The organism is Stenotrophomonas sp. AS1, assembly GCF_048957655.1.
Classification (GTDB): Bacteria; Pseudomonadota; Gammaproteobacteria; order Xanthomonadales; family Xanthomonadaceae; genus Stenotrophomonas; species Stenotrophomonas bentonitica_A.
On sequence record NZ_JARVXM010000004.1, the window covers coordinates 95,198 to 113,440 of the forward strand.

19 protein-coding genes are annotated in these 18,243 nt (G+C 67.9%); 9 read left to right on the top strand and 10 right to left on the bottom strand.

Going from position 1 to position 18,243, the window contains the following annotated elements; all coding sequences use genetic code 11:
• The first annotated feature begins 13 nt into the window (after nt 1-13).
• The 5 genes from PV764_RS07730 (at nt 14) to PV764_RS07750 (ending at nt 4,173) form a co-directional block, all read left to right on the top strand.
• Entirely contained in the window at nt 14-1,276 is a 1,263-nt protein-coding gene (locus tag PV764_RS07730) for an amidohydrolase family protein (protein ID WP_399617263.1), read from the top strand.
• Nucleotides 1,277-1,348: 72 nt separating this feature from the next.
• A complete protein-coding gene (locus PV764_RS07735) occupies nt 1,349-1,981 on the top strand; it encodes a 2-hydroxychromene-2-carboxylate isomerase (protein ID WP_156785804.1) in 633 nt (210 codons plus the stop codon).
• Nucleotides 1,982-2,071: 90 nt separating this feature from the next.
• On the top strand, nt 2,072-3,016 hold the full coding sequence (locus tag PV764_RS07740) for a DegV family protein (RefSeq protein ID WP_046273496.1): 945 nt from the start codon (nt 2,072-2,074) through the stop codon (nt 3,014-3,016).
• A 112-nt stretch (nt 3,017-3,128) separates the two neighbouring features.
• Nucleotides 3,129-3,467 carry a hypothetical protein gene (locus PV764_RS07745; RefSeq protein ID WP_026069862.1) on the top strand — a complete coding sequence of 113 codons (339 nt, stop codon included), beginning with the start codon at nt 3,129-3,131 and terminating at the stop codon, nt 3,465-3,467.
• Nucleotides 3,468-3,609: 142 nt separating this feature from the next.
• Nucleotides 3,610-4,173: a DUF3916 domain-containing protein gene (locus tag PV764_RS07750; protein ID WP_343312917.1), complete on the top strand. Its 564-nt coding sequence runs from the start codon at nt 3,610-3,612 to the stop codon at nt 4,171-4,173.
• 42 nt (nt 4,174-4,215) lie between these two features.
• On the opposite strand, the gene PV764_RS07755 is transcribed toward PV764_RS07750, so the two are convergent.
• From PV764_RS07755 to PV764_RS07770, 4 genes are all read right to left on the bottom strand, one after another.
• Complete coding sequence (locus tag PV764_RS07755) at nt 4,216-5,631, bottom strand: efflux transporter outer membrane subunit (protein WP_046273493.1); 1,416 nt, start codon at nt 5,629-5,631, stop codon at nt 4,216-4,218.
• Complete coding sequence (locus tag PV764_RS07760; RefSeq protein ID WP_046273492.1) at nt 5,628-6,683, bottom strand: HlyD family secretion protein; 1,056 nt, start codon at nt 6,681-6,683, stop codon at nt 5,628-5,630. The genes PV764_RS07755 and PV764_RS07760 overlap by 4 nt, the downstream gene beginning before the upstream one ends.
• Before the next feature lie 17 nt (nt 6,684-6,700).
• Nucleotides 6,701-8,242, bottom strand: coding sequence for an MFS transporter (locus PV764_RS07765; RefSeq protein WP_421116400.1), 1,542 nt, complete (start codon nt 8,240-8,242; stop codon nt 6,701-6,703).
• Between the two features lie 180 nt (nt 8,243-8,422).
• Nucleotides 8,423-9,337 carry a LysR family transcriptional regulator gene (locus tag PV764_RS07770; RefSeq protein WP_421116401.1) on the bottom strand — a complete coding sequence of 305 codons (915 nt, stop codon included), beginning with the start codon at nt 9,335-9,337 and terminating at the stop codon, nt 8,423-8,425.
• Nucleotides 9,338-9,485: 148 nt separating this feature from the next.
• On the opposite strand from PV764_RS07770, the gene PV764_RS07775 reads away from it, so the two are divergent.
• Entirely contained in the window at nt 9,486-9,932 is a 447-nt protein-coding gene (locus tag PV764_RS07775) for a universal stress protein (RefSeq protein WP_026069861.1), read from the top strand.
• 120 nt (nt 9,933-10,052) lie between these two features.
• On the opposite strand, the gene fghA is transcribed toward PV764_RS07775, so the two are convergent.
• The 5 genes from fghA to PV764_RS07800 all read right to left on the bottom strand — a co-directional run bounded on the left by fghA (nt 10,053) and on the right by PV764_RS07800 (nt 13,871).
• Entirely contained in the window at nt 10,053-10,883 is an 831-nt protein-coding gene (gene fghA / locus PV764_RS07780) for an S-formylglutathione hydrolase (RefSeq protein WP_421116402.1), read from the bottom strand.
• A gap of 48 nt (nt 10,884-10,931) precedes the next feature.
• On the bottom strand, nt 10,932-12,041 hold the full coding sequence (locus PV764_RS07785) for an S-(hydroxymethyl)glutathione dehydrogenase/class III alcohol dehydrogenase (protein WP_019183748.1): 1,110 nt from the start codon (nt 12,039-12,041) through the stop codon (nt 10,932-10,934).
• Nucleotides 12,042-12,096: 55 nt separating this feature from the next.
• A complete protein-coding gene (locus PV764_RS07790) occupies nt 12,097-12,372 on the bottom strand; it encodes a metal/formaldehyde-sensitive transcriptional repressor (protein ID WP_019183747.1) in 276 nt (91 codons plus the stop codon).
• 96 nt (nt 12,373-12,468) lie between these two features.
• Nucleotides 12,469-12,924 (bottom strand): hypothetical protein, encoded by a 456-nt coding sequence (locus PV764_RS07795; protein WP_421116403.1) that lies wholly within the window; start codon nt 12,922-12,924, stop codon nt 12,469-12,471.
• Nucleotides 12,925-12,986: 62 nt separating this feature from the next.
• Nucleotides 12,987-13,871: a LysR family transcriptional regulator gene (locus PV764_RS07800; protein WP_019183745.1), complete on the bottom strand. Its 885-nt coding sequence runs from the start codon at nt 13,869-13,871 to the stop codon at nt 12,987-12,989.
• Nucleotides 13,872-13,977: 106 nt separating this feature from the next.
• Here PV764_RS07800 and PV764_RS07805 point away from each other — a divergent pair, with 106 nt between their 5' ends.
• Nucleotides 13,978-15,036: an NAD(P)-dependent alcohol dehydrogenase gene (locus PV764_RS07805; protein ID WP_019183744.1), complete on the top strand. Its 1,059-nt coding sequence runs from the start codon at nt 13,978-13,980 to the stop codon at nt 15,034-15,036.
• Nucleotides 15,037-15,099: 63 nt separating this feature from the next.
• Here PV764_RS07805 and PV764_RS07810 read toward each other — a convergent pair whose 3' ends face one another.
• Nucleotides 15,100-16,464, bottom strand: coding sequence for a glutamate--cysteine ligase (locus tag PV764_RS07810; protein ID WP_421116404.1), 1,365 nt, complete (start codon nt 16,462-16,464; stop codon nt 15,100-15,102).
• Between the two features lie 207 nt (nt 16,465-16,671).
• Between PV764_RS07810 and PV764_RS07815 the strand changes: the two genes are divergently transcribed.
• Nucleotides 16,672-17,370, top strand: a complete 699-nt coding sequence (locus tag PV764_RS07815) for a VIT1/CCC1 transporter family protein (protein ID WP_070425924.1) — start codon at nt 16,672-16,674, stop codon at nt 17,368-17,370.
• 3 nt (nt 17,371-17,373) lie between these two features.
• Nucleotides 17,374-18,207 carry a helix-turn-helix transcriptional regulator gene (locus PV764_RS07820; RefSeq protein ID WP_019183741.1) on the top strand — a complete coding sequence of 278 codons (834 nt, stop codon included), beginning with the start codon at nt 17,374-17,376 and terminating at the stop codon, nt 18,205-18,207.
• The last annotated feature ends 36 nt before the right edge of the window (nt 18,208-18,243 follow it).

Sequence of the window (18,243 nt, forward strand, 5' to 3'; positions counted from 1 at the left end):
CCGCCGCGTCCCGATGCGCCTGCTGCCGCGCGCACTGCTGTTGCTTGCGGGTACCTGCGTAGCGACATCCGTGTCCGCGCAGGACCTGCTGATCCGCAACGCCACCGTACATACCGCCGCGGCGCGCGGCAGCCTGGAGCACAGCGACGTGCTGGTCCAGGGCGGCGTGATCCGCGCCGTCGGTCCGGGCCTGTCGGCGCCGGCCGGCGTGGCCGTGGTCGAGGCGGCGGGCAAGCCACTGACCCCGGCGCTGTTCGGCGGCATCACCGATATCGGCATCGAAGAAGTCTCCGGGGAGTCAGCCACGGTGGACAGCACACTGAAACTGGACGACCAGCCGCTGCGCCCGGAATTCGACGTGACCCTGGCCTTCAATCCGGACTCGGTGCTGATCCCGGTCGCGCGGCTGGACGGCATCGGCTTCACCATGCTCGGGGCGAATACCGGCGGCGGCTTCATCGCCGGCCAGGGCGGGGTGGTGCGGCTGGACGGCAGTGCCGATCCGGTCGGCCCGCAGGCGTTGTTCATTCGTCTCGGCGCGTCCGGTGCGGAGCTGACCGGCACCTCGCGCGCCGCGCAGTGGATGCTGCTGGAGCAGATGGTCAGCGAAGCACGGGGCCGCGTTCCGGCCGATTCGCCGCATGCCCTGCTGACACCGGCCGGGCGCGCCACGCTGGCGCGTTACCTGGCCGGCCAGGGGCGGATCGTGGTGCAGGTCGACCGCGCCGCCGACATCCGCCAGTTGCTGCGCTGGGCCGGCCGCGAGAAGGTCAAGATCGCCATCGCCGGCGGGGCCGAGGCGTGGCGCCTGGCTCCGCAGCTGGCCCAGGCCGGCGTGCCGGTGTTCGTGGATGGGCTGGGCAACCTGCCGACCAGCTTCGATCAACTCGGCGCGACCCTGCAGAACGCCGCACGCCTGCAGGCGGCCGGCGTGCCGGTCAGCTTCGCCCAGCGCGACGATGCCTCGCACAACGCGCGCAAGATGCGCCAGCTGGCCGGCAATGCGGTCGCCAACGGGCTGCCCTGGGGGGATGGCCTGGCCGGCCTGACCCGGGTCCCGGCACAGGCGCTGGGCGTCGGCGACCGCCTCGGCACCATCGAGCCCGGCAAGCTGGCCGACCTGGTGCTGTGGGAGGGCGATCCGCTGGATGTCGGCCACTATGCCGAGCAGGTCTGGCTGGGGGGCCGCGCGATGCCGATGCGTTCACGCCAGACCGAACTGCGCGACCGCTACCAGGCCCCGGCGTCGAGCGAACCACGCGCATACTCGCGCTGAGCCCCTGCACAGGGCCGCTGCCTGCGGCGGCCCTGTTTGCGCACCCCTGTCGTCCTGCAACGTGAGCACCCGATCATGGCCCTGCGCTGGTACTTCGATTTCGTCTCACCGTTCGCCTATCTGCACTGGCAACAGCTCAAGGCGTTGCCGCAGTTCAAGAGCATCGCCCCGGTGCCGATCGCCTTGGGCGCGGTACTGCATCACCTGGGCAACCTGGGCCCGGCCGAGATTCCGGCCAAGCGGGTGTTCACCTACCGGCAGGCGTTGTGGCAGGCGCGCAGCGCCGGGGTGACACTGCGCTTTCCGCCGGGCCATCCGTTCAACCCGCTGGCGGCGCTGCGTCTGTGCCTGGCCGCCGGTGCCAGCCACGAGGCGGTCGAGATCCTGTTCAACTGGATCTGGCGCGATGGCCACGCCGGCGACAGTGCCGCCGCGCTCGCCCTGCCCGGCGCGATGCTGGACATCGCCGATGTCGCCGCGGCGATCGGCGCACCGTCGGTCAAAGAGGAACTGCGGCGCAACACGGATGCCGCGCTGGCCGCGGGGGTGTTCGGCGTGCCGACGCTGGCGATCGGCAGCGAACTGTTCTGGGGCAACGACGCCCACCCGCTGATGCAGGCGGTGCTGGCCGACCCGGGCCTGCTTGAGCAGGGGGAGTGGGCCCGGATCAAGGACCTGCCGGTAGCGGTGGAACGCAGCCGCTGACGCCCGGCCCCTCTCCCCGGTCAGGCAAGCCGAGCCGTTTTGCGATAGCGTTCACGTTTCCGAACCTACAACCTGCCGGAGGGGCACAGGATGCGCATCGGAATCGTGGTCGACTCTGCGTGCGATCTGCCGCAGGATTTCATTGAACAACACAACATCGTGCTGCTGCCGATCACCGTCCGCATCGGCGAAGCCATGCTGGCCGACCATCGCGACGAACAGGCCACGCTGAGTTTCCTGCATGCCCACGTGGCCGAGCACGGCGCCGAGGCGGAGACCATTCCGTTCACCGTCAACCAGATCCGGGACCTGTTCCTGGGCAAGCTGGTGATCGACTACGACCATGTCTTCTGCATGACGATCACCAAGACCCGCAGCCCGATCCACGACAACGCGATGCAGGCGAGCTTCGCGATCCTCAACGACTACAAGCCGGTACGGCAGGCGGCAGGGTTCAACTCACCGTTCGCGCTGCGCGTGCTCGATACCCAGAACCTGTTTGCCGCCCAGGGCGTGACCGCGGTGGAAGCAGTGCGCCTGCGCGACAGCGGCGCGAGCGTGCAGCAGATCCGCGAGCGGCTGGAACTGCTGGCGCACAACGTGCACGGCTACATGATCACCCGCGATCTGTACTACATGCGCGCCCGCGCACGTCACAAGGGCGATCGCAGCGTGGGGCTGATCAGCGCCGCGCTGGGCAGTGCGCTGGACATCAAGCCGGTGCTGCATGGCTACCGCGGCGAGACCGGGCCGGTGGCCAAGATCAAGGGCTTCGACAACGCCGTGCAGAAGCTGTTCGATTTCGTCGGGCAACGGGTCAAGGCCGGCCTGATGACGCCCACGGTGTGCATCAGCTACGGCGGCGAGCTGGCCGACCTGCGGGCCCTGCCCGGTTATGCCGCGCTGCGTGAGACCTGCCAGGCGCAGGGCGTGGATGTGTTCGAGGCGGTCATGAGCCTGACCGGGATGGTCAACGTGGGCAAGGGCGCGGTAACGATCGGCTTCGCCGACGGCCCGCATGTCTTCAGCGGCTGAGCACCCTGGCCAGCCCTGCAGCGGCCATGCCACGATCCGGGCACGGCCGCCGGTTCTGCACGCGGATTCCACCGCGTCTCTGCCAGCCTTGCCGCATTCAATGGAGGTCACCATGCCAGTTAGTTACGACATCAGCCTGCCGGATCCGGCCAAGGCGCGCGGCAACGATCCGGACCTGTCCTTCCGCGCCCAGGGTGCGGCCGGGCTGGCCGAAGAACTCGAGAACGCCCTGCGCACCACGGTGCTGTTCGACCGTTGGCGCGCCAAGCAGGACGATCCCGATGCGGTCGATCCGCAGTGGGGCGCGACCGATCCGGCCGCGACCGTGACCGGCGCGCAGGATGATCTGCGCATCAACCTGTGCGCCACCACCAGCATCGACAGCGAGGTGTTCAAGCAGCGCCTGCGCATGCTGGCCGGCAGTCACTGGGAACTGCGCAACGTGCGTTGAGGCATCCGTCCGCGCCGGGCATGGCCCGGCGCTACCAGCGCGGCGTCGCGATCACCCCGATCCCGATCGCTACGCTCCGGTAGACGCCAACCTTGGTTGGCGCTTTCCAGCGCACCGATCATGCGGCTGGCACACTGTCGGGATGAGAAACAATCATGCCATCACCCGGCCGGGTACGCGCGGCAAGAAGAAGCTGCGCGACGCTCCACGCCGGCTGCGCAACCTGCAACAGTGGGCCGGCTCCTTCAGCGGTGCATTTCCCTCCCCAGAAGCCCTGGGCAATGAAGCCCGCTACTGGAATTACAAGATTCCCACCCGTGCCGACCTGATCGAGGGTCCTGCCTCCACACGGGAAATCCAGCGGGCCTGCGCCCAATCGCTCATTGCCGCATGCACCAACCTGATCCAGTCACGCCCTGTTTCGCAGGCGGCCGTGCGGGTGACCTGCTGCATCGCTTGGCCAGGCATGTTCGCAAGCGAGATCTGCCTCTATCTCGACGAAGACTACTTCCAAGGGCATGTGGCCACCACAGCGGATGGCCAGGTTACCGCAATCACCTCACGCAGCCTGGCCGACGAGTGGCAACTCGCCCTGCCCGAAGGCGTTCAGGAGCGCGGCGTGCAGGTCAGTATTCCTCCTACCGAACACGATGACGGATTGGAGCAGGAATACTGGTTCTACGGCGAGGTGGCGGACGAGCATTGATGTATCCGCCGGGTCCGCAGCACATGGCCCGGCGTTTCCATGTCATTGCCAGCCGCCGCCCAGCGCGCGGTACAGATCCACCCGGGCGATGGCGGCAGTGGCCTGGCTGTTGGCCAGCGCGGCCTGGTTGTCCAGCGCGATGCGCTGGGTGGTAAGCACGTCCAGCATGTCCACCACACCCGCCTGGTATTGGCGGCGCGCCGCGTCCAGCGCGCGTTCGCTCTGGTCCACCGCAACCTGCAGCGCGGCCCCGCGCTGCTGCTCGGCGGCGTAGCCATCGATCGCATCGTCTACTTCGTGCCAGGCCTGCAGCACGGTGCGCTGGAACTGCAGCCCCGCCTGCTGCTGCTGCAGCCGGCTCAGCGCGAGGTTGGCCTTGAGCCGGCCGCCCTGGAAGATCGGCAGGCTGATCGACGGCCCGATGCTGAAGCGATGCGCGTTCCAGCCATCCAGATCGTCCAGCTGCTGCGCCTGGTAGCCGATGTCGCCGTTGAGGGTGATCCGTGGCAGGAAGCTGGCCTTGGCCACGCCGATCGAGGCGGTGGCCGCATGCAAGGCCGCTTCGGCGCGCCGGATGTCCGGGCGGCGCTCGGCCAGCTCGCTGGGCAGTCCGGTGGCCATAGTGGGCAATGCCGGCCAGTCGCGGCGGATGTCGGCAAGGTCTGCATCCAGCGTTCTCGGGGGGTAGCCAAGCAGCATCGCCAGTGCGTTGCGCAACTGAGCATCGCGATGCCGCAACGGCACTAGGCGGGCCTCCAGCGCCGCCACCTGGGCGGCGGCACTGGCCACCTGCAGGGTGCTGGCCACGCCCTGCGTTTGACGGACGCGGGTCAATCGCGCGATGTCGCGTGCAATGCGCAGGTTGTCCTCGGTAATGGCCAACAGCTGGCGGGTCGCACGCAGCTGCAGGTAGTCACGTGCGGTTTCGGCCAGCACGGCGGTCTGCACCGCATGGGCGTCCTCATCGGCTATCTGGATGCGCGCGTCGGCTGCCTCCACCTGGCGCCGCACGCGGCCCCACAGGTCCAGCTCCCAGCTCATGCCGACACCGGCCTGGAACAGGCCGTAATCCTCCCGCCCGCCGTTGCCTGACGGATCGTTGAGGCCCATTTCGCTGTTGCGTGCGCGCACGCCGCTGGCGCTGGCACTCACCGCGGGCGCGCGGTCGGCGGCGATGACGCCGCGCGCGGCACGGCTCTGCTGCACGCGGTTGGCGGCCAGCTGGATGTCCAGGTTGGCCTGCAGCGCCTGCGCGGCCAACGCGGCCAGGGTGGGATCCTCGAAGCCGGCCCACCACTGTGCATCGCTGGCCAGGGCGTCCGCGCTGACCGCAGCGCCCTGCCAGCCGGCGGGTAGCTGCGCGGTCGGGCGCACAAAGTCGGGGCCCAGCGTGCAGGCCGTCAAGGCCGCACACAGCGCGCCCAGCGAAAGCGCGCGCCACGCTGCCTTGCCGGTCATGCGCCCTCTCCTTCCAGGCCGCGATGGCCGCTGTCCAGGTCGACGCTGGCCTCCACCGACATGCCCGCGCGCAGCTTGTTCGCCAGCGGCTGGCCTTCGTCGAGCACGATCTTGACCGGAATCCGCTGCACCACCTTGGTGAAGTTGCCGGTGGCGTTCTCCGGCGCGATCGCGGCGAAGGTCACGCCGGTGGCCGGGGCGATGCTGTCGATCCGGCCGTGCAGCGGCTGGCCGGGGAACACATCCACCTGTACATCCACACGTTGCCCGGCATGCATCCGGGTCATCTGCGTTTCCTGGAAGTTGGCGACCACGAACGCCTGCTGCAGCGGCACCACCGCGAGCACCGGCGTGCCCGGGGTGAGGTAAGCGCCCACGCGTACGGCGCGGCGGCCGACCATGCCATCGATCGGCGCACGCAGCTCGGTGTGCGACAGATCCAGTTCGGCTCGGGCCTGCGCGGCTTCAGCCCGCTGCACGGCGGCCTGCGCGGACTGCACGCTGGCGCTCAGCAGCGCGATGCGTTGGCGCGCATTGAGTACGGCAGCGGTGCCCTGCTGCAGGTGCGCACCGGCCACGGCCTGGCGCGACTGCGCCTGCTGCGCGTTCTGCACGGTGCCTGCGCCATCACTGGCCAAGGCCTGGTAACGGCGTTGATCGGCCTGGGCGAGACGGAGTTCGGCGCGACTGACATCCACACCGGCCTGGGCCTGGTCGATCACCGAGCCCTGCTGCGCCAGTGCGGCCTGCGCGCTGGCCAGTTGCGCCCGCGCATTGGCAAGATCCGCCCGGGCCGTGGCCAGCGCGACCTGGTAATCGCGGTCATCGATGCGTGCGAGCACATCGCCCGCCTTGACTCTCTGGTTGTCCTGCACGCGGACCTCGCTGACGAAGCCAGCGATCTTCGGCGCGACCACGGTGAAGTCCGCGGTGACATAGGCATTGTTGGTGGTTTGATGGCGGCCGTCGCGCAGCAGCCACCAGGCACCGCCAGCGAACAGCAGCAGGCCGGCGGCGATGACGAAGGGAACGGAGTTGCGATGCAGGGACACGGGGGAGTTCCTTGGATTCAAGCCACGGCACGTGGCGGATGGATGCGTGTGGGCAACCACGGAATCAGCGCGATCAGCGCCACCGCCACCCACGCCACGATGAGATAGAGATCGGCCGAGGTCAGCGCCACCAACTGCGCGTGCAGGCGAGCACCCAGCCCTGGCGCGGTGCTGGCGTCGAGCCAGGGCGCGTTGCCGATCCGGTCGACCAGCACGGTCGAATGCAGGTGGCCGCGCAGGGTGGTGACCGCCTCGAGTACGCCGCCGGCAAGCACCGCGGCAAACCCTTTGACCGTGTTGAACCACGCCGAGGCGAACGGGCCATCGGTCGGCGCCAGGCTGCCGGTAGCCAGCAGCAGCAACGGCAGCACCGCCATCGGCTGGGCGATGATCTGGATCACCTGCAGCCATGCGAAGTTGTCGCGGTGCCACTCGGTGGTCAGCTGCGCACCGAGGCCGCAGGCCAGTGCCAGCAGGCCCAGGCCGATCGCCTGCACCCAGCGGCTGTCCACCCGGCGCTGGTTGAGCAGGGTGGCCACCAGCGGCAATGCAATCAGCTGCGGCAGCGCGACCCACAGCAGCATCGGCGCGGTCTGCAGCGGTCGGTACCCCTGCACTTTGGCAAGGAAGCTGGAGGGAATCATGATCACCGCCAGCAGCACGAACAGCACGCCACCCAGCGTGATCAGGGCGTAGCTCAGATTGCGGTTGGCCAGCAACTGCAGCTTGAAGAACGGCAGCGGGTGCGACCATTCGTTGTAGAGGAACAACGCCAGCAGTCCGCTGCCGCCACCGAGCAGCAGGCAGATCAACGGCGAGGCGAACCACTCCAGGCGCGGGCCCTGCACCAGCCCGATCACCAGCATCACCAGCGCCGGAAACCCGAGTGCCAGGCCGACACCGTTGAACTGCGCGAACCGCTCAAGACGCAGTGGATCCTGTGGCAGCCCCCAGGCCACCATGCCCAGCGCGGCCAGGCACCACGGCACGATCTGCCAGAACGCCCATTGCCAGCCCACGAACTCCACCCACAGGGCCGCCATCGGCGTGCCCAGGCTCGGCCCGAAGGTCGCGGTCAGCGCGTAACCGGCCAGGCCGTACAACTTGATGCCCGGCGGCAGGAAACGCAGCGCCACGCTCATCAGCAGCGGCGGCAGCGCCCCACCGGCCAGGCCCTGCAGCGCACGCAGGATCAGGAACGAGGGCAGGTCCGGCGCGAACGGGCACACCACGCCCAGCACCATGAAGGCGCCGATCATCACCATCGCAAAGCGGCGCAGCGAGAAGGTCACCGCACACCACGGTGCGAACGCCATCGCACTGACCGACATCGCCGTGTACAGCGCGATGATCCAGCTGCCGTCATCGACGCTGAAGCCCATCGCGCCCCGGATGTCGGCCAGCGCTACCTTGGTGACGTTTTCGTTGATGCCCGAGATCAGCACGGCCAACAACACACCGCACAGGCCGACCACCAGGCGCAGGCCGAACGCCGTCTGCGCCGGCAGTGCAGCCGGTGCAGCAGTCGCCATCGGCAGCGGCGCGGGCACGGCAGTCATCGTGCACCGCCGGCGGGCGGATGGGGCAGTGGGAACAACAGGGACATGAGGCCACTCCACGACGGGGAGCGGCAGTCTAGGCAGGGCCGATGTTGCGAAAAATGCTGCGTCGGCCATCGCTGGCGTGCGTCACGCGCACGCCTCGCCGGTCGCCTTGCGGGTGGACCTGGCCGTTGCCGGTCAGGCCTGCGTGGGCTCCGCGTCGCACATCGCCTTGATGCTGCGGCGCAGCCAGCGATGCGCCAGGTCGCTGTCCAGGCGGGGATGCCATGCCTGCACGACAATCGCGCTACGCACCGGAATCGGCAGCTCGAACAGGCGCAGCGGAACCCCGAGGCGTTCCAGCCGGGCCAGCATCACACTGGGCATCTGCGGCAGGATCAGGTCCGAATCGGCTGCGGCGAAGATCGCCGAGTGGAAGGTCGGCATGATCTGCGCGACCCGCCGGCTCAGGCCCAGCGCCTCCAGATCCTCATCGATCGGGCCATACCAACGGCCACGACGCGATACGGCAATGTAGTCGAAGGCCACGAAGCGCTCGGCGGTGATCTCCCCGGCGAAGATCGGGTGGGCCTCGTGCGCGGCACCGAAGAACGAGGTGCTGAACAGGTTCTGCACCTTGGTATCGGCACTGAGTTTGCCGGCGGCGCTGATGTGCAGATCGATCCGGCCCTGCTCCATCGCGTCGTCATCACCATCGCCCTCGGGGACGAAGCGCAGCACCGAACACGGCGCCTGCGCCTTGAACAGTTCGCGCATCCGCCCACCGTAGGTGCCGACGAACACATCATTGGCGCGGATGCTGAAGGTGCGTTCCAGCGTCATCATGTCGACCTCGCGGCCGGCGTTGAACACCAGGTGTGCCTGCTCGATCACCCCACGCACCTGCTCGCGCAGCTGCAGCGCGCGCGGGGTCGGGGCCAGCCCGCGGCCGGCACGGACCAGCACCGGATCGCCGAGCGCCTCGCGGATGCGGCCCAGGGTGCGGCTCATCGCCGGGGCACTGAGGTTCATCCGCCGCGCCGCACCCACGACGCTGCCCTCCTCGATCAGGGCATCCAGGGCGATGAGCAGGTTCAGATCGGGCATGGTCACGGCAGTATCACCTTCAACGTGTGGCGGTGACTTTACTGCACTCCAAACCCCCTATTCGTGCGTTGCACGCACTACTCGCCTGCGGCACACGGCATGGGTCCAGTGCGGGCAGTAGGCGACCCTAGCGGCCCCTCTTCCGAGAATGCCGATGTTCACCAAGATCCTCGTTGCCCTGGATGGCGGCCCCCAGCATGCGCAGGTACTGGAGCTGGCGGCCTCATTGGCCGGCCCTGCCTCGCGCCTGCACCTGCTGTGCGTGCTGGACCCGGCCTTCGCGCTGGCCGACGACGCGCCCCGTGCCGAGCACGCCGAGTATCCGGCCGCCGACGCGCAGGTCCACCAGGCCGAACAGCTGCTTGCCACCGCGTTGGGCCGCCTGCGCGAGCGCGGCATCGATGGCCTCGGGCATCACCCGGCCGGCGAACCGGCGCAGGTGATCTGCGACCATGCCCGCCAGCACGGCTGCGACCTGATCGTCATCGGCCACCGCCACCTGTCGCGAATGGAGCGCCTGCTGGATCGCTCGGTCGGGCAATGGACGGTGGACCATGCGCCCTGCCCGGTGCTGGTGGAAGTGCGCGGCGGCGAGGCCTGAGCGGGGCACGCCGAGTGAGGTGCCAGGCCCGGGCGCGCGCTCCCGGGCCGTGCCGGGCCCCTTGCCCGGCCCGGTTCGGCGCGCGTTGCCGCCGCCCAGCGGCGGGTCCACCGGTGTGCCTCAGGCGTACAGCGCCTTGGCGTGGTGCGCGATGTGCTCGCCGATGAAGCTGCTGATGAAGTAATAGCTGTGGTCGTAACCGGGCTGCAGGCGCAGCGTCAGCGGATGACCGGCCGCCGTGCAGGCGGCCTGCAGCCATTGCGGCTGCAGCTGGTTGTCGAGGAACTCATCGCCACCGCCCTGGTCGACCAGCAATGGCAGGCGCTCGGTGGCCGTGGCCACCAGTTCGCTGGCATCCCAGGCCGCCCAGCTGGCGCGGTCCTCGCCCAGGTAGGCAGTGAACGCTTTCTGGCCCCACGGCACGCGCGTCGGCGCGACGATCGGCGAAAACGCCGACACACTCTTGTAGCGACCGGGGTTCTTCAGGGCGATCACCAGCGCACCGTGGCCCCCCATCGAGTGGCCGCTGATGCTGCGCGCGCCAGTGGTCGGGAAGTGCGCGTCGATCAGGGCCGGCAGTTCGTCCACCACGTAGTCGTACATGCGGTAGTGCGCCGCCCACGGCTGCTCGGTGGCGTTCAGATAGAAACCAGCGCCCTTGCCCAGGTCGTAGCCTTCGGCATCGGCGACGTCATCGCCGCGCGGGCTGGTGTCCGGCGCGACCAGGATCACGCCGTGCTCGGCGGCATAGCGCTGCGCGCCGGCCTTGGTGATGAAGTTCTGTTCGTTGCAGGTCAGCCCGCTCAGCCAGTACAGCACCGGCAGCTTCTGCGTGGCCGCCTTCGGCGGCAGGTAGACGGCGACATTCATCTCGCAGCCCAGCACCTGCGAGGCATGGCGGTACACGTCCTGCCAACCGCCGGACGCGGCGCGGTGTTCGATGCGTTCCATGGGGATTCTCCGTAGGGGCGGCGCGGATCGCGCGCCGCCCGTGGTAGCTCAGAAATGCACGACCGAGCGGATCGACTTGCCTTCGTGCATCAGGTCGAACGCATCGTTGATCTCGTCCAGGCCCATCGTGTGGGTCACGAACGGCGCCAGTTCGATATCGCCCTTCATGGCGTCTTCAACCATGCCCGGCAGCTGGCTGCGGCCCTTGACGCCACCGAAGGCGGTGCCCTTCCACGAGCGGCCGGTGACCAGCTGGAACGGACGGGTCGAGATTTCCTGGCCCGAGCCGGCCACACCGATCACCACCGACTGGCCCCAGCCACGGTGCGCGCATTCCAGCGCGGCGCGCATCACGTTGACGTTGCCGATGCATTCAAACGTATGGTCCACGCCCCACGTGGTCATCTCCACGATGACCTGCTGGATCGGCTTGTCATGGTCCTTCGGGTTGATGCAATCGGTCGCACCGAACTGCTTGGCCAATTCGAACTTGGAGGGGTTGGTATCGATCGCGAAGATGCGGCCGGCCTTGGCCTGGCGCGCGCCCTGGATCACCGCCAGGCCGATGCCGCCCAGCCCGAACACCGCCACCGAATCGCCTTCCTGCACCTTGGCGGTGTTGTGCACCGCGCCGATGCCGGTGGTCACGCCGCAGCCGAGCAGGCAGACGTGTTCCGGGTTGGCTTCCGGATTGATCTTGGCCAGCGAGACTTCGGCCACCACGGTGTACTCACTGAAGGTGGAGCAGCCCATGTAGTGGTAGATCGGCTCGCCGTTGTAGCTGAAGCGGGTAGTGCCATCGGGCATCACGCCCTTGCCCTGGGTGGCGCGCACGGCCACGCACAGGTTGGTCTTTCCGCTCTGGCAGAACAGGCACTCACCACACTCGGCGGTGTACAGCGGGATCACGTGGTCGCCCGGCTTGACGCTGGTGACGCCCTCGCCCACTTCGACCACGATGCCCGCGCCTTCATGGCCGAGCACCGCCGGGAACAGACCTTCCGGATCATCGCCGGACAGCGTGAACGCATCGGTGTGGCAGACACCGGTGTGGGTGATCTTGACCAGCACTTCGCCCTTCTGCGGCGGCGCGACATCGATCTCGACGATCTTCAACGGTTCGCCAGCGGCGAAGGCAACGGCGGCACGGGATTTCATGGGAAGCACTCCAAGGCAGGGAACAAAGATGGGCAGTACGCGGGCACCCGCGCACTCATTTCAGATAGGAACGGATCAGCATGCTCATCTCGCGCACGCGCTCATCGCGCTGCGCATCGGATTGGGCCGGTTGCCCGAACTCTTCGCGCAGATGCGCCTCCATCACTTCGGACATCAGCCCGTTGACGGCACCACGGATCGCGGCGATCTGCTGCAGCACCGGCCCGCACTCGGCCCCGGCTTCCAGCGCGCGGTCGAGTGCATCGCACTGGCCGCGGATCCGACGGACCCGGGCGAGAACGCGCTTTTTTTCCTGCGGGGAATGGGGCATGGGGCAAAAGGCCGGTTAACTATACTGGGGGTGAGTATACAGCATCCACGGAATCCCCTTCGCGGTGGGTTCCGCAGCAGGGCTGATCAGGGCTGATCAGGGCTGATGACCCGAGGGTCGGCGGCGGCGTACCAGATAGAGGCGACCGGCAACCAACACCGCAAACGCCACTACCGCCGTCCGAACGAGCGGATCAGGCGTGATGGTCGGCTGGGGCCAGAACGCGAGCCAGCCCGCGAGCACTGCGAAACTGACCAACGCCAGCAGCGCGAGCGCCCTTGCAAAACGCGGGAAGAATGGCAGGGCCAGCAACGGCGCCGCGACAAGCAGCAGCCCTGCCCCGCCACACGCCAGTGCTGCGCGACCCTGCGTAACATTTCCCGTCGTTGCGATCGTCAGGATCAGCACCGCGTACAGCGCAAGGACGGCACCGCCGACCATCGCCAGAATGTTCACAAATCGTCGGTTACGCATCCATTTCACCGTTGATGAGGACAGGCCGTGGATCTGCACTACTCGACGCCAGATACGTCCAGCAGATGCGAGGTGCATGCGCAGAATGCAGCATCCGCCTTTGAAGAACGAGCATCCAGGGCAGATGCCGCCCGCAGCCGCTACCCCCGCAGCAGATCAATGAACGCCCGCAGCGCAGACGACATCTGCCGCTGCCGTGGGTAATACACCGCAAAGCCGGCGAACGGCTCGCTCCAGTCCTCCAGCACGGCAACCAGCCGGCCGTCGTCGAGATACGGGCGTGCGGAATCTTCCAGCACGTAGGCCAGCCCCAACCCGTCCACCACCGCCTGCAGGATCGTGTTCTGATCACCCAACGTGAGGCGCCCGGGCACGTCGATCTCCAGAGCCTGGCCATCGCGTTCGAACTGCCACTTGTAGAGATGGCCGCTGGCGAAGCGGAACCGCACACACTCGTGCCGATGCAGATCACGGGGGTGCTGCGGTATCTCCCGCCCCGCCAGATAGGAGGGCGCACCCACGATCAGGCCGCGCAGCGCCGGCCCCAGTGGCACGGCCACCATGTCTTCCGGCACCGATTCGTGCAGGCGCACGCCAGCGTCGTAACCGCCGGCGACGATGTCCACCAGGCCATCGTCCTGGGCCAACTCCAAACGCACATCCGGGTGCGCGAGCAGGAACTTCGCCAGGCGTGGGCCGAGCTGGGTCTGGACGGCGGCGCGGGTGGCGTTGATGCGCAGCAGGCCGGCCGGTGCCGCGCGGAAGTGGTTCATCTCTTCCAATGCGTCATGCACCTGCCCCAGCGCGGGCTGCAGGCGCTCGAGCAGGCGCTGGCCGGCTTCGGTGAGGGCGACGCTGCGGGTCGTGCGATGGAACAGACCCACGCCCAGACGTTCTTCCAGCGCGCGGATCGCGTAGCTGACCGCCGAGGTGGACAGCGCCAGCTCCGCCCCGGCCTTGCGGAAGCTGCGGTGGCGGGCCACGGCGGCGAAGGCGGCGAGGTGGGTCAGGTTGTCAGTGGCCATGATTATCCCGTTTCACTTGATGAATCATGCCGATATCCTGACTTTTTGTGCACGGGATCGGGGCGTATTGTAAAGCGCCTTTCTACAAACCTGCCAAGGATTCCCCATGTCCCTCGCCCATGGTTATGCGGTGCACGACCAGACCGCGCCGCTGGTGCCGTTCTCCTTCGAACGTCGCCCGGCCGGTCCCGATGACGTCCGCATCGAGATTCTCTTTAGTGGCATCTGCCACTCCGACCTGCACCAGGCCCGCGACGATTGGGGTGGTTCCAAGTTCCCGATGGTGCCCGGCCACGAGATCATCGGCCGCGTGACCGAGGTCGGTGCCAACGTCACCCGCTTCAAGGTCGGTGACTTCGCCGGCGTCGGCTGCATGGTCGATTCCTGCCGCCACTGCGCCGCCTGCGACGAAGATCTGGAGCAGTACTGCGAGAAGGGCGCCACCTTCACCTACAACAGCACCGAGCGCGAGAGCGGCCAGCCGACCTTCGGCGGTTACTCGGACCACATCGTGGTCGAGCAGCGCTTCGTGGTGAAGGTGTCCGAGACGCTCGATCTCAAGGCCGCCGCACCGCTGCTGTGCGCAGGCATCACCACCTACTCCCCGCTGCGCCACTGGAAGGTCGGCCCCGGCCAGAAGGTCGGCGTCATCGGCCTGGGCGGCCTGGGCCACATGGGCGTGAAGTTCGCCAAGGCGATGGGCGCCACCGTGGTGATGATCACCACCACTCCGGAGAAGGGTGCCGATGCCAAGCGCCTCGGCGCCGATGAAGTACTGGTCTCGCGCGATCCGGCGCAGATGAAGGCCCACGCCGGCAGCTTCGACTTCCTGCTCAACACCATCCCGGTCAGCCACGACACCAACCCGTACATGGGCCTGCTCAAGCGCGATGCGACGATGTGCCTGGTCGGCGTGTTGACCGAGCTGGATCCGCCGCTGATGGGCGCTGCGATGATGTTCGGCCGCAAGCACATCACCGGCTCGGCGATTGGCGGCATGGCCGAAACGCAGGAGATGATGGACTTCTGTGCCGAGCACAACATCGTCAGCGATGTGGAAGTGATCGACATCAAGACCGTCAACGAGGCCTGGGAGCGCATGGCGAAGAACGACGTTCGCTACCGCTTCGTGATCGACATGGGAACGCTGGAAAAGGCCGCCTGATCTTTACGCACAGGCATGAAAAAACCCCGGCAATGCCGGGGTTTTTTGTTGATCAATGCGAACTCAGTACGCAAATTCCTTGAACACCGGATCGATGTTGCCGCCCCACTCGCCGTGGAAGAGCGCCAGCTTGCGGTCGGCCGGAGTCAACCCGGAATCGACGATTTCCTGCAGCACCTCCAGGAACTTGCTTTCGTCCTGGCCATCGGCGTTGCGCGCGGCGCGGCGCTTGAGGCCGGCCACGGCGATCTTCAGGGCTTCGCGCGACAGGTCCAGCACAGTGCCGTTGCGGAACGGCAGCTTCAGCCCATGGCGCGGCACGCCATCACGCAGGACGTTGCATTCGACCAGGCTGAAATCACGCACCAGGTCCCAGGCGGCATCCAGCGCGGCGTCGTCGTACAGCAGGCCCACCCAGAACGCGGGCAGCGCGCACAGGCGGCTCCACGGGCCGGCATCGGCGCCGCGCATTTCCAGGTACTTCTTCAACCGCACCTCGGGGAAGGCGGTGGTCATGTGGTCCGACCAGTCGCGCAGCGTGGGCAGCTGGCCCGGCAGCACCGGCAGCTTGCCGACCATGAAATCGCGGAAGCTCTGGCCGCTGGCATCGTGGTACCTGCCATCGCGGTAGGAGAAGTACATCGGCACATCAAGCAGGTAATCCACGTAACGCTCGTAGCCGAAGCCGTCCTCGAAGACGAAGTCGAGCATGCCGGTGCGATCGTTGTCGGTGTCGGTCCAGATGTGCGAGCGGTAGCTCTGGTAGCCGTTCGGCGCGCCTTCGGTGAACGGCGAATCGGCGAACAGCGCGGTGGCGATCGGCTGCAGCGCCAGCGACACCCGGAACTTCTTCACCATGTCCGCTTCGGTGGCGTAGTCCAGGTTGACCTGCACCGTGCAGGTGCGGGTCATCATGTCCAGGCCGAGCGTGCCGACCTTGGGCATGTACTCGCGCATGATCTTGTAGCGGCCCTTGGGCATCCACGGCATTTCATCGCGCGTCCACTTCGGCTGGAAGCCCATGCCGAGGAAGCCCAGCTGCAGTTCGCCGGCCACCTGCGCCACCTCGTTGAGGTGGGTGCCGGTTTCCACGCAGGTCTGGTGGATGGTTTCCAGCGCCGCGCCGGAGAGCTCCAGCTGGCCCGCCGGTTCCAGCGTCACCGAGGCGTTGTCGCGCAGCAGTGCGATGGTGCGTCCGTCTTCCTGCACCGGGTCCCAGCCGAAGCGGGTCAGGCCGTTGAGCAGCGCTTCGATGCCGCGGTCGCCATCAAAGGTGGGCGGGCGCAGATCGTCCAGGCGGAAGCCGAACTTCTCGTGCTCGGTGCCGATGCGCCACTGCGCCTGGGGCTTTTCGCCGGAGGCCAACGTGGCGACCAGTTCATTACGGTCGGTGATCGGCGTCTCGGCGACGTGGCTGGGGCTCGACAAGGGGAGGCTCGCAGAATTCTGGTCAGGGCGGGGATGTGGGGTTCGCGCCCCCGCATCGCAAGGGCGCACTATATCGTGGCGTCCCCTGCCGTCGTGTCACCGTGACGGTTTTCAGCATCCTACTGGCATGGGCTTGACGCTGCGTCGCCCCCGCCGCGGCTGCGAGTCATTCCGCCGCGGGCCGTCGCGACCCCCTAAACTGATCCAATGAGTCGATCCCGACATCCGGAAGTCCATCGCTCCGACCGCGTCGGCTGGCTGCGTGCCGCCGTGCTTGGCGCCAATGACGGCATCGTCTCGGTGGCCGGGCTGGTGGTCGGCATCGCGGCCAGTGGTGCCACGGCGTCGACCATCCTGGCCACCGGCATCGCCGGGACCGTGGCCGGTGCGATGTCGATGGCGGCTGGCGAGTATGTTTCGGTGCAGTCGCAGGCCGATACCGAGCTGGCCGACCTGGCGGTGGAAAAGCGCGAGCTGCACGAAGACCCGCACAGCGAGCTGGAAGAGCTGGCGGCCATCTACCGGCAGCGTGGGCTGAGCCCCGCGCTGGCGCACGAGGTAGCCACCCAGCTGACGGCGCACGACGCGCTGGGCGCCCACGCCCGTGATGAGCTGGGCATCACCGAAGAGCTGCGCGCGCGCCCGATGCAGGCAGCGATGGCCTCGGCCGGTGCCTTCGTCAGCGGCGCGGCGTTGCCGGTGCTGACCGCCCTGCTCGCCCCGCATGCCTACGTCGGCCAGGCAACCACCATGGTGACGCTGCTGGGGCTGTGCCTGACCGGCACGCTGGCCGCGCACGCCGGCGGTGCCCCGCGCCTGCGCGGTGCGTTGCGCGTCACGTTCTGGGGTGCCATTGCGATGGCTGCGGCGGCGCTGGTCGGACACCTGTTCAACGTGGCAGGCTGAGCCATGTCCATCCCGATCGATACCACCGCTTCGCTGCTGGCGAGACTGGCCAGCCTGGCCGACTGCCAGCGCGCCGATGGCTACGCCTGCATCACCGCACGCCGCGAGCATGGCGCCTCCTCGGTGGACATCCCGCAGCCACAGTTCGCCATCCTCCTGCAGGGACGCAAGCAGGTTCGCACCGCGCAGCAATCCCTGGAATTCGCCCCGGGCGATCTGTTCCTGATCACCCGTCGCTGCCGCATCGATGTGGTCAACATTCCCGATCCGCACAGCGGCCTGTACCTCAGTGCGATCGTGCCGCTGTGCGCCGAAGCGCTCACGGCCGCCCGGGCGCTGTGGAACGAGCCCCTGCCCGACGCCGGTGACGCGCTGGCACGGCTGCCGCTGGCCGAGCATGGCGCGACGCTGCTGCAATGGCGGCAGGCGCTGGAGCAGGGCCACTACACCGAAGCACGGTTGGCGCTGGCCGGGCTGGCCGTGGCGTTCTGCCGGCGCGGACATGGCAGCCTGCTGATTCCACCCGAGCCCAGCGTGGCTGATCGCATCCGCGATCTGATCGCGGCCCAGCCCGAGCGCGACTGGCAGTCACGCGATTTCGAAGCGCAGCTCGGGCTCAGCGGTGCGACCCTGCGGCGGCGCTTGGCCAGCGAGCAGTCCAGCGTGCGCGAGCTGATCACCGATGCGCGGCTGGCGCATGCCATGAGCCTGCTCTACACCACCCGGTTGCCGCTGAAAACGGTGGCTGCGCGCGTGGGCTACCGCTCGCTGGGGAGCTTCAACAAGCGCTTCGCCGAACGTTACGGGTTGGAACCGGCGGCGATCGGCAACAGCTGAGGCGAGCGGATCGCGCGGCATTCTGAGCGGATCGCA

Excerpts from the sequence above, each read along its gene's own strand:
- PV764_RS07815 (WP_070425924.1), top strand. The coding sequence starts at position 16,672 with ATGAGTCGATCCCGACATCCGGAAGTCCATCGCTCCGACCGCGTCGGC.
- PV764_RS07775 (WP_026069861.1), top strand. The coding sequence starts at position 9,486 with ATGTTCACCAAGATCCTCGTTGCCCTGGATGGCGGCCCCCAGCATGCG.
- PV764_RS07745 (WP_026069862.1), top strand. The coding sequence starts at position 3,129 with ATGCCAGTTAGTTACGACATCAGCCTGCCGGATCCGGCCAAGGCGCGC.
- PV764_RS07740 (WP_046273496.1), top strand. The coding sequence starts at position 2,072 with ATGCGCATCGGAATCGTGGTCGACTCTGCGTGCGATCTGCCGCAGGAT.
- PV764_RS07795 (WP_421116403.1), bottom strand. The coding sequence starts at position 12,924 with ATGCACCTCGCATCTGCTGGACGTATCTGGCGTCGAGTAGTGCAGATC.
- fghA (WP_421116402.1), bottom strand. The coding sequence starts at position 10,883 with ATGGAACGCATCGAACACCGCGCCGCGTCCGGCGGTTGGCAGGACGTG.
- PV764_RS07785 (WP_019183748.1), bottom strand. The coding sequence starts at position 12,041 with ATGAAATCCCGTGCCGCCGTTGCCTTCGCCGCTGGCGAACCGTTGAAG.
- PV764_RS07755 (WP_046273493.1), bottom strand. The coding sequence starts at position 5,631 with ATGACCGGCAAGGCAGCGTGGCGCGCGCTTTCGCTGGGCGCGCTGTGT.
- PV764_RS07730 (WP_399617263.1), top strand. The coding sequence starts at position 14 with ATGCGCCTGCTGCCGCGCGCACTGCTGTTGCTTGCGGGTACCTGCGTA.
- PV764_RS07800 (WP_019183745.1), bottom strand. The coding sequence starts at position 13,871 with ATGGCCACTGACAACCTGACCCACCTCGCCGCCTTCGCCGCCGTGGCC.
- PV764_RS07750 (WP_343312917.1), top strand. The coding sequence starts at position 3,610 with ATGAGAAACAATCATGCCATCACCCGGCCGGGTACGCGCGGCAAGAAG.
- PV764_RS07820 (WP_019183741.1), top strand. The coding sequence starts at position 17,374 with ATGTCCATCCCGATCGATACCACCGCTTCGCTGCTGGCGAGACTGGCC.
- PV764_RS07790 (WP_019183747.1), bottom strand. The coding sequence starts at position 12,372 with ATGCCCCATTCCCCGCAGGAAAAAAAGCGCGTTCTCGCCCGGGTCCGT.
- PV764_RS07805 (WP_019183744.1), top strand. The coding sequence starts at position 13,978 with ATGTCCCTCGCCCATGGTTATGCGGTGCACGACCAGACCGCGCCGCTG.
- PV764_RS07765 (WP_421116400.1), bottom strand. The coding sequence starts at position 8,242 with ATGACTGCCGTGCCCGCGCCGCTGCCGATGGCGACTGCTGCACCGGCT.